Source organism: Comamonas sp. B-9 (genome assembly GCF_000410635.1).
In the GTDB taxonomy this organism is placed as follows: domain Bacteria; phylum Pseudomonadota; class Gammaproteobacteria; order Burkholderiales; family Burkholderiaceae_C; genus Comamonas.
This window is the reverse complement of record NZ_APCR01000268.1, coordinates 20,261-29,606: the sequence shown is the minus strand read 5'-3', so window position 1 is coordinate 29,606 and position 9,346 is coordinate 20,261. Positions and strand designations below refer to the sequence as shown.

Here is a 9,346-nt window from a genome sequence, read left to right as displayed (position 1 = left end):
CGGCGCCCAGCAGCCAGGCCGGCCATGCCGGGCCTCGATGGCCTGGAGGGCGTGGTGTGTGGAGGGGATGGATGCCGGCCCGGGTGGGGGCTGGCTGCGGGATGGTCATGGCGGCTTCTCCTGTGGTGGCAGACCGCGCGCAACCCGGCCTTGGCAGCGCAGGGCCCGCCAGCGGCGGCCCGCACCGCAGGCCCCAGTTGCAGGCGGTATCCCTATGCGATGCCAGCGACTGTAGAAAGCGGCAACGAACACCAGGCCGACGGGAACATGACAAATTTGTAATCCACGCCCGCGCGCACCATCAGGGACAATGGCAGCCATGAGACTGCTGCTGATTGAAGACGAAGCCAAGCTCGGCGAGTACCTTCGCAAAGGTCTGGCCGAGGAGAGCTATACGGTCGATGTCGCCACCAACGGCATCGATGGCCTGCACCTGGCCATGGAGCTGGACTACGACCTGGTCGTGCTCGACGGCATGCTGCCAGGCATCGACGGTTTTGCAGTGCTGGCGGCATTGCGCCAGGCCAAATCCACCCCGGTGCTGATGCTGACGGCCCGCAGCGATGTGCAAGACCGGGTGCGCGGCCTGCAAAGCGGCGCCGATGACTACCTGATCAAGCCTTTTGCGTTTTCCGAGCTGGTGGCCCGCATCCAGGTGCTGCTGCGCCGTGCGCAGGCCCACCCGGCGTCGCCCGAGCCCACGGTGCTGCGCCAGGCCGATCTGGAGCTGGACCTGATCCGCCGCAAGGCCGTGCGCGCCGGTGTGCGGCTCGATCTGACGGCCAAGGAGTTCAACCTGCTCGCCTTGCTGCTGCGCCGCCAGGGCGAGGTGCTCTCGCGCACCGAGCTGGCCTCGCAGGTCTGGGACATGAACTTTGACAGCGAGACCAATGTGGTCGAAGTGGCCGTGCGGCGCCTGCGCATGAAGGTGGACCAGCCTTTTGCCGCGCCCTTGATCCACACCGTGCGCGGCATGGGCTATGTGCTGGAGAGCCGGGCCCAGCCATGAGCCCGACCTCCGCCGTACCGCACCTGGGGCGCCGGCTCTCGCGCTGGATGGCGCTGCTGTCGATGCTGGGGCTGGGCGCCGTCAGCCTGGTGGTGTTCCTGGTGTTCGACAACACCTTGTCAGCCCGCCAAAAGGAGATGCTGGACCAAAAGCAGCAGTCGCTGATGCATGTGCTGCGCGATGACAGCACGGCCCACCGCGACAAGGCGCTGGACCACCTGCTCACCGATTTTCTGGCCGGCCACGGCGACTATGCGATCCGCGTGGTGGACAACGAAGGCCATGTGCTGTTCGACAGCATCCCGGCCGATTGGAGCAGCCACCACACCATGCTGCGCAGTTTTGCCGTCGGCATCACCGCGCCCCAGTACCACCAGGCGCGCGCAGCCACCGCCACCTTGGTGATGGACCTGCGCCCCGACGAGGCCTTGCTGCGCGGCCTGGGCTGGACCTTGTTTGCGGCCATGGTCGCCGGCTCCTTGCTGCTGGCGCTGTTTGGCGGCCTGCTGGTGCAGCGCAGCCTGCAGCCCATCGCCTCGCTGGTCTCGCAGATCAGCCTGCTGTCGGCCCGCGATTTTGAGCGCCGTCTGGACGGCAGCGGCCTGCCCCAGGAGCTGCAGCCTATCGTCACGCAGTTCAATGCCCTGCTCGACCGCCTGGCCGATGCCTACCGCCAGCTCGAAGCCTTCAACGCCGATGTGGCGCACGAGCTCAACACGCCGCTGGCCACCTTGATCAGCAGCACCGAAGTGGTCTTGCGCAAGCCCCGCTCGGTGGATGAGCTGCGCGATGTGCTGGAGTCCAACCTGGAGGACCTGCGCCGCATCGCCGCGATGGTGGGCGACATGCTCTTCCTCTCGCGTGCCGACCAGGGCGTGGGCGCGCGCGAGACCGGGGTCGTCAGCCTGGCCGCCGTGGCCCAGGATGTGGTGGAGTTCTATGAGGCCGTCGCGCTCGATGCCGACCTGCGCCTGGAAGTGCTGGGCGACGCGCAGGCCCAGGTCGATGCGCCGCTGGTGCGGCGCGCACTGTCCAACCTGCTGAGCAATGCCACCCGCTATGCGCTGGCGGGCTCTGCGATCCGCATCGACATTCGCACGCGCTGGCAGCACGAGCATGCCCATGCGGTCATCTCCGTGACCAACACCGGGCCCGACATTGCGCCCGAACATCTGCGCCACCTGTTTGACCGCTTCTACCGCGCCGATGCCTCGCGCCACAACGCCGAGCGCCACCATGGCCTGGGCCTGGCCATTGTCAAAGCCATCGCCAAGATGCATGGCGGCTCGGTGTTTGCCCAGTCGCAGGGCGGCGAGACGACGTTTGGGCTGATCCTGCCGGTGGCGCCCGTCCTGTGACGGCGCGCTGCTTCTAGCCACACAGCGCCTTCGCCAACCGCCATCCCCATGGCTTGCAACCAGACTTCAGATCGCTTTATGCATATAATTAGCCACCTTACTATAAGCCACCACCATGCAACTCGCCCAAAAATACAACGCCCTGCTGGACGAAGCCCAGCGGCGCGGCATGCCCGATGTGGCAGGGATTCGCCTTTGCTTCCAGACGCTCACGCTGGCAGCAGACATTGACCGCGACTGCGCCCGCCTGCTGGCGCCGCATGGACTGTCCGAAGGGCGTTTTGTGCTGCTGTTCCTGCTCGACGCGGCACCCGATGGTCTGGCGCCCAACACCTTGGCCGAGCGTGCGGGCGTGACCCGGGCCACCGTCACCGGTCTGCTCGATGGCCTGGAGCGCGAAGGCCTGGTTGCCCGCCATGCCGAGGCCAGCGACCGCCGCGCGCTGCGCATACGGCTCACCGGCAAAGGCCGGCAGCTGGCCCAACAGGTGTTTGCGCAGCACAGCCACTGGATCGCCGGGTTGTACGGCGGGCTGTCGGCCAGCGAGCGCCAGCAGCTGGCCCAGCTGCTGGACAAGGTGGCCCGCAACCTGGGCCAGGCAGCGCCATGAACAGCCCGCGCAAAGGCGCCAGCCGCGCTGCTGATATTCCCGCCGATGTGCTGCAAGCACTGTCCAGTGGCGAAATCGCCACGGCCACGCTGGCTGAATGCACGGCGCTGGACCAGGCGCAGCTGCTGCGCACCGTCTTTCCCGGTCTCTCTGCCCAGACCCTGCAGCAAGCCGATGCGGCTTGCACGCTGGGTATTCTGGGGCGCATGGGCCGCATCGGCGAGCTGCTGCTGGATGCGTTGGGCGCCGAGGGCATCGCGCAGTGCCGCAGCCACTGGGCCGACACCGTGCGCGGCTGGGCCTGCTTTATGGTCGGCGCCCAGCCCGGGCTGGCACTGCCGGTGCGTCTCTCCGCGATCCGCAGCCTGGCAGACGATGGGCATTTTGGCGTGCGCGAATGGGCCTGGATGGCCTTGCGCCCGCACCTGGCCAGCGCTCTGGACGAGGCCATCGCACAGCTGCTGCCCTGGACGGCATCGCCGTCTGACAAGCTGCGCCGCTTTGCCTGTGAGGCACTGCGCCCGCGTGGCGTCTGGTGTGCCCATATCGCCGCGCTCAAAAAGGCACCCGCGCAGGCCCTGCCACTGCTGCAAGCGTTGCGCGCCGATCCTTCTGTCTATGTGCAGGATTCCGTCGCCAACTGGCTCAACGACGCCGCCAAGGACCAGCCCGACTGGGTGCGCGAGCTCTGCAGCCAGTGGCTGGGCGATACGCCATCGCCCAGCACCGCACGTATCTGCCAACGCGCGCTGCGCAGTATTCGCTGAAAGAAGCCCCAGCCATGTCTTGCTACCTTGTCGAACTCTACACACCGAACGCCGCCTGGCAGGCGCTGCCTGCTGCACAGCGCCAGCAGTTTCTGGCCACCATCGGCCAGGGCCTGGGGCAGCTTTCCAGCCTGGGGATTGAACTGTTGTCGCTGGCAGAGACCGATGCCGCCATTGCGCAAGCCAGCCCGCACCAGTACCTGGGCATCTGGCGCTTTCCCAACCCGCAAGCACGCGATGCCTTGCTGGCCGCGATCGAGGCCAGCGGCTGGTACCAGTACTTTACGCATGTGAATGCCGCCAGTGGTACAGGCGCTGTGGATGCCCATCTGGCAGCATTGGCAGCGGCTTGAGGAACCGCCCTACTCAGGCATAGGCCTGTGCATCCTTGTCGGTGATGGCCCGCAGCACCCGCGCCGGGTTGCCGGCGCTCACCACGCCTTCGGGCACATCCTTGGTAACGATGGCGCCGGCCGCAATCACGCTGCCCGCACCGATGCTGACACCGGGCAGCACCTGCACACCCGCCCCGATCCAGACGTTGTCGCCAATGGTGATGGGCAGGGCGAATTCCAGCCCCTGGTTGCGCCGCGCAGCATCGAGCGGGTGGCCGGAGGTGTAGAGGCCGACATTGGGCGCGATAAAGACGTTGTTGCCGATGCGGACCTTGGCGGCATCGAGGATGACCAGGTTCACATTGGTGTAGAAGTTATCGCCAATCTCGATGTTGAAGCCGTAGTCGCACAAGAAGGGGCCATCGAACACGGGATTGCGGCCCAGCTTGCCCAGCAGGCCGCGCAGGATGGCTTCGCGCTCGGCACGCAGGTGCGCGCCGATCTGCTGGAAGGCAAACAGCTTTTCCTTGGCGGCATCGCGCAGCTGCAGCACGCTGGGGTCATGGTTGGCGTCGTACAGCAGGCCGGCAGCGGCTTTTTCCATCTCGGTCATCGGTGTCTCTCGTCCTCTCGGTGGCAAAAGGACTGAGTCTACCTGCTGCTTGGCGGGCGTCAGATGACGTGGCTCGGTGGATGGGCTTCAGGCAGCCGTCACCGCAGCCGACGGCGCTATGCGCAGCGGAATCGTCACCGGCCCGTCATTCATCAGGTAGACCTTCATGTCCGCGCCAAAGCGGCCCGTCGCCACCTCGGGGTGCAGCGCGCGCGCCTGCGCCACGACATAGTCGTACAGGCGCTCACCATCGGCCGGGGGCGCGGCCTGGGTAAAGCTGGGGCGGTTGCCGCCGCTGGTGTCTGCGGCCAAGGTGAACTGGCTCACGATCAGCAGGCCGCCGGCCACATCGACCACGCTCTTGTTCATCTTGCCGGCCTCGTCCTGAAAGATGCGCAGCTTGAGCATCTTGGCCAAAAACTTGTCGGCTTCTGCCTGGCTGTCGCCACGCTCGGCGCAGACCAGGGCCAGCAGGCCATGGCCGATCTGGCCGATCACCTGGCCGTCCACTTCAACACGCGCTTCGCGCACCCGTTGCAATACGCTGATCATCGGAGATTCTTGCTTCCGCAAAGGCGGCAGGCCAGGGCGCTGCAGCCGAGGTTCATGGTTCAGGGGCTGGGTGCATCGCCAACGCGCTGCACGGCCTCGGTCTGGGTTTGCACGCCCAGTGGCAGCACTTCCATGCTGATACGTGCCTGCGGCAGCTCCTGCAGCAAAGCGGCCTCCAGCTGCATGCGCAGCTGGGTGGCATGGGCGAGGGTCCAGCCGCCGGGCATGTGCAGGTGCATGTCGATAAAGTGCAGCGCGCCGGCGCGCCGGGTGCTGAGCTTGTCGCAATGCACAGCGCCGCCGGTTTGCGCCTCAAAGCTGCGCACGCAGTGCTCGATCTTGGCAAGGGTCTCGGCATCGATGGACTCGTCCATCAGGCCCTGCGACGAACGCCAGACCAACTGGCCACCCTCTTTGAAGATATGCAAGGCCACCGCAATGCCCAGCACTGCATCGAGCCAATGCCAGCCCGTCAGCATTGCCAGCAGCAAGCCGCCGACCACACCGACCGAGGTCCAGACATCGGTCATCAGGTGGCGGCCATCGCCTTCCAGCGCCATCGAATGGTGCGCGCGGGCCGCCCGCAACATGACGAAGGCCAGCCCGCCGTTGAGCGCCGTGCTGAGCATGGACAGCGCAATGCCCCAGCCCAGCTGCTCGAGCGGCTGGGGATGGAGCAAACGGTCCACCGAAGCCCAGACGATGGCCATGGCCGCGCCAAAGATCAGCAGGCCCTCAAAGCCGGCCGAGAAGTACTCCGCCTTGGTGTGGCCATAGGGGTGGCCCTCGTCGGCCGGGCGCTTGGCAATGGTCACCATGCCCAGTGCAAACAAGGCGCCCACCAGGTTGACCAGCGACTCCAGCGCATCGGACAGCAGGCCCACCGAGCCGCTGACGGCCCAGGCGCTGGTCTTCAAGGCAATGGTGGCAATGGCCACCACCACCGAGATGCGCAGCAGGTTCTCGGGCGTGGTCCAGCGGCTGTGCGCTGCGGCGGATAAGGCAGGCTTCATGGCGGGCGGGGTGTGGCCTGGCTTACAGCAGGCGCGCCTTGACAGTCTTGCCCTTGACCCGGCCGCTGTTGAGCCGGTCCACCGCCTGGTGGGCGATATCACGGCTGACGGCCACATAGGTCGAGAAGTCGTTCACATTGATCTTGCCGATCTGCTCCTTGGTATAGCCAAAGTCGCGCGTCATCGCGCCCAGCACATCGCCGGCACGGATCTTTTCCTTGCGTCCGCCGATGATCTGGATGGTGCGCATCGCTGGCACCATGGGTTGGTTGGAGGCGGGGGTCAGCTCGCTCAGCGGGTGCCATTGCGACTCGCGCCCTTGCAGCAGCTCGATCTTGCCGACCGAGCCCATCTCGTCCATGCTGGCCAGGCTCAGCGCCAGGCCTTCGGCATCGCCCCGGCCGGTGCGGCCAATGCGGTGGATATGCACTTCGGCATCGGGTGTGGTGTCCACATTGATGACGGCGGCGAGGTTGGCGATATCGAGGCCGCGCGCGGCCACATCGGTGGCCACCAGCACGCTGCAGCTGCGGTTGGCAAACTGCACCAGCACCTCGTCGCGCTCGCGCTGTTCCAGCTCGCCAAACAGCGCCAAGGCGCTTACGCCCTGGGCCTGCAGCACCTCGACCAGGTCGCGGCACTGCTGCTTGGTGTTGCAAAAGGCGATGGACGATTCGGGCCGGAAATGCGCCAGCAGCTGCGATACGGCATGCAGGCGCTCGGATTCCTTGACCTCGTACCAGCGCTGCGCGATCTTGTGCGCGCTGTGCTGCGAGGCGACCTTGACGGTCTGCGGATCGCGCATAAAGCGCTCGGCCAGCTGGGCAATGCCCTCGGGATAGGTGGCCGAGAACAGCAGGGTCTGGCGCTCGGCCGGGCATTGGCTGGCCACGGTGACGATGTCGCCATAAAAGCCCATGTCCAGCATACGGTCGGCCTCGTCCAGCACCAGAGTGTTGAGGGCGGCCAGGTCGATCACGCCGCGCTCCATCAGGTCCATCACCCGGCCCGGGGTGCCAACGATGATGTGGGCACCGTTTTCCAGGCTGGCGATCTGGTTGCGCGAAGGCACACCGCCATAGACGGTGACGACCTTGATGTTCTCTTCGGCGCGCGCCAGGCGGCGGATTTCGGTGGCGACCTGGTCGGCCAGCTCACGGGTGGGGCAGAGCACCAGCGATTGCACGGCAAACCAGCGCGGGTTCAGCCGGGCGAGCAGGGCCAGGCCAAAGGCGGCCGTCTTGCCGCTGCCGGTGCTGGCCTGGGCAATGACATCCTTGCCTTGCAGCGCAAAGGGCAGGCTGGCCGCCTGGATCGCCGTCATCTGCGTGTAGCCCAGCTGCTGCAGATTGGCCTGCATGGTCTGGCCCAGGGGCAGTTGGCTGAAAGAGCTGGCGTCCGCTGCGTTGGCGGTGGTATTTGGTGCATTCATGGCGCAATTATCCCGCGCCCGGCCTGGCAGCCGCTGGCGGCCCTGCGGGTACCCCTGAATCCGGCCTTGGCGCCGCCGGCCACCGGTGCCGACTGCCAGCAACACCGGGCCCTGATTTGTCATGCCAGGGCCCCAAAGCAGATGCACAATGGTGCATGACCTTTACCAAACCTGCCTTTACCGCACCGACCAGCCACCGCACGGCTTCCTCCGCGCTGGCGCAGGTCCAGGCCATCTATGCCGAGCAAATCGGCTTTCTGCGCCAGGCCATGCAGCGCTTTGTAGCCGGCGAGACCCCGGCGGCCCCCTACCGCGCCTGCTACCCCTTTGTTCGCCTGCACACGCGCACCGTGGCCCGGGCCGACAGCAAGCTCGCCTATGGCTTTGTCGAGGGCCCCGGCCACTACGAGACCACGCTGACCCGGCCCGACCTGTTTGCCAACTACTATGCCGAGCAGTTCCGGCTGCTGATCGAGAACCATGGCGTGGAGCTGGAGGTGGGCACCAGCAACCAGCCCATCCCCATCCATTTCTCGTTTGCCGACAACGACCATATCGAAGGCCAGCTGAGCGCCGAGCGCCGCATGCTGATGCGCGATGTGTTTGACCTGCCCGACCTGCATGCGATGGACGACGGCATCGCCAACGGCACCTGGGAGCCCAAACCGGGCGAGGCGCATCCGCTGTCGCTGTTCACCGCGCCGCGCATGGACTACTCGCTCCAGCGCCTGCGCCACTACACCGGCACCCTGCCCGAGTGGTTCCAGAACTTTGTGCTGTTCACCAACTACCAGTTCTATATCGACGAGTTCATCCGCCTGGGCCGTGCCGAGATGGCCAACCCCGACAGCGAGTACATCGCCTTTATCGAGCCGGGCAATGTCGTCACCCGCCGCCAGGGCCTGGCGCCCGAAGCGGTGGACGCGCTGGGCAATCCGCCGCCGCGCCTGCCGCAGATGCCCGCCTACCACCTAGTGCGCGCCGACCAGTCGGGCACGACCATGGTCAATATCGGCGTGGGCCCGGCCAATGCCAAGACCATCACCGACCATATCGCCGTGCTGCGCCCCCATGCCTGGATGATGCTGGGCCACTGCGCCGGCCTGCGCAACAGCCAGCAGCTGGGCGACTATGTGCTGGCCCATGCCTATGTGCGCGAGGACCATGTGCTCGACGAAGAGCTGCCGCTGTGGGTGCCCATCCCGGCGCTGGCCGAGATCCAGGTCGCCCTGCAGCAGGCGGTGGCCGATGTCACCCAGGTGCCCGAGGACGACCTCAAGCGCTTCATGCGCACGGGCACCGTGGCCAGCACCGACAACCGCAACTGGGAGCTGCTGCCCGACAACACCCCCCAGCGCCGCTTCAGCCAGAGCCGGGCCGTGGCGCTCGATATGGAAAGCGCCACCATTGCGGCCAATGGCTTTCGCTTTCGCGTGCCCTACGGCACCTTGCTGTGCGTGAGCGACAAGCCGCTGCACGGCGAGATCAAGCTGCCCGGCATGGCCAACCACTTCTACCGCGAGCGGGTGGACCAGCATCTGCGCATCGGCATGCGCGCGGTCAACATCCTGCGCGAAGGCGGTGTGGACCGGCTGCACAGCCGCAAGCTGCGCAGCTTTGCCGAGGTGGCTTTCCAGTAAGCAGCGCGCCGAGCATG

At 66.4% G+C, this 9,346-nt stretch carries 10 protein-coding genes; 6 read left to right on the top strand and 4 right to left on the bottom strand.

Translation table 11 applies throughout. The features are described from left to right. The first annotated feature begins 319 nt into the window (after positions 1-319). The 5 genes from H928_RS0101850 to H928_RS0101830 all read left to right on the top strand — a co-directional run bounded on the left by H928_RS0101850 (position 320) and on the right by H928_RS0101830 (position 4,097). A complete protein-coding gene (locus tag H928_RS0101850; RefSeq protein WP_027010427.1) occupies positions 320-1,009 on the top strand; it encodes a heavy metal response regulator transcription factor in 690 nt (229 codons plus the stop codon). Further along, a complete protein-coding gene (locus tag H928_RS0101845) occupies positions 1,006-2,367 on the top strand; it encodes a heavy metal sensor histidine kinase (RefSeq protein ID WP_021024960.1) in 1,362 nt (453 codons plus the stop codon). The genes H928_RS0101850 and H928_RS0101845 overlap by 4 nt, the downstream gene beginning before the upstream one ends. 115 nt (positions 2,368-2,482) lie before the next feature. Further along, entirely contained in the window at positions 2,483-2,977 is a 495-nt protein-coding gene (locus H928_RS0101840; protein WP_021024959.1) for a MarR family winged helix-turn-helix transcriptional regulator, read from the top strand. Further along, a complete protein-coding gene (locus H928_RS0101835; protein WP_021024958.1) occupies positions 2,974-3,744 on the top strand; it encodes a DNA alkylation repair protein in 771 nt (256 codons plus the stop codon). Before H928_RS0101840 ends, H928_RS0101835 begins: the two co-directional genes overlap by 4 nt. Before the next feature lie 14 nt (positions 3,745-3,758). Beyond that, complete coding sequence (locus H928_RS0101830; protein ID WP_021024957.1) at positions 3,759-4,097, top strand: DUF6616 family protein; 339 nt, start codon at positions 3,759-3,761, stop codon at positions 4,095-4,097. 13 nt (positions 4,098-4,110) lie between these two features. Here the strand turns inward: H928_RS0101830 and H928_RS0101825 are convergent, their stop codons facing one another. From H928_RS0101825 to dbpA, 4 genes are all read right to left on the bottom strand, one after another. Then, entirely contained in the window at positions 4,111-4,692 is a 582-nt protein-coding gene (locus tag H928_RS0101825) for a sugar O-acetyltransferase (RefSeq protein WP_021024956.1), read from the bottom strand. 87 nt (positions 4,693-4,779) lie between these two features. Beyond that, a complete protein-coding gene (gene dtd / locus H928_RS0101820; protein WP_021024955.1) occupies positions 4,780-5,244 on the bottom strand; it encodes a D-aminoacyl-tRNA deacylase in 465 nt (154 codons plus the stop codon). Between the two features lie 59 nt (positions 5,245-5,303). Next, entirely contained in the window at positions 5,304-6,257 is a 954-nt protein-coding gene (locus H928_RS25745) for a cation diffusion facilitator family transporter (RefSeq protein WP_021024954.1), read from the bottom strand. Positions 6,258-6,279: 22 nt separating this feature from the next. After that, entirely contained in the window at positions 6,280-7,689 is a 1,410-nt protein-coding gene (gene dbpA, locus H928_RS0101810) for an ATP-dependent RNA helicase DbpA (protein ID WP_021024953.1), read from the bottom strand. Between the two features lie 155 nt (positions 7,690-7,844). On the opposite strand from dbpA, the gene H928_RS0101805 reads away from it, so the two are divergent. Next, a complete protein-coding gene (locus H928_RS0101805) occupies positions 7,845-9,329 on the top strand; it encodes an AMP nucleosidase (RefSeq protein ID WP_021024952.1) in 1,485 nt (494 codons plus the stop codon). Positions 9,330-9,346: the final 17 nt, after the last annotated feature.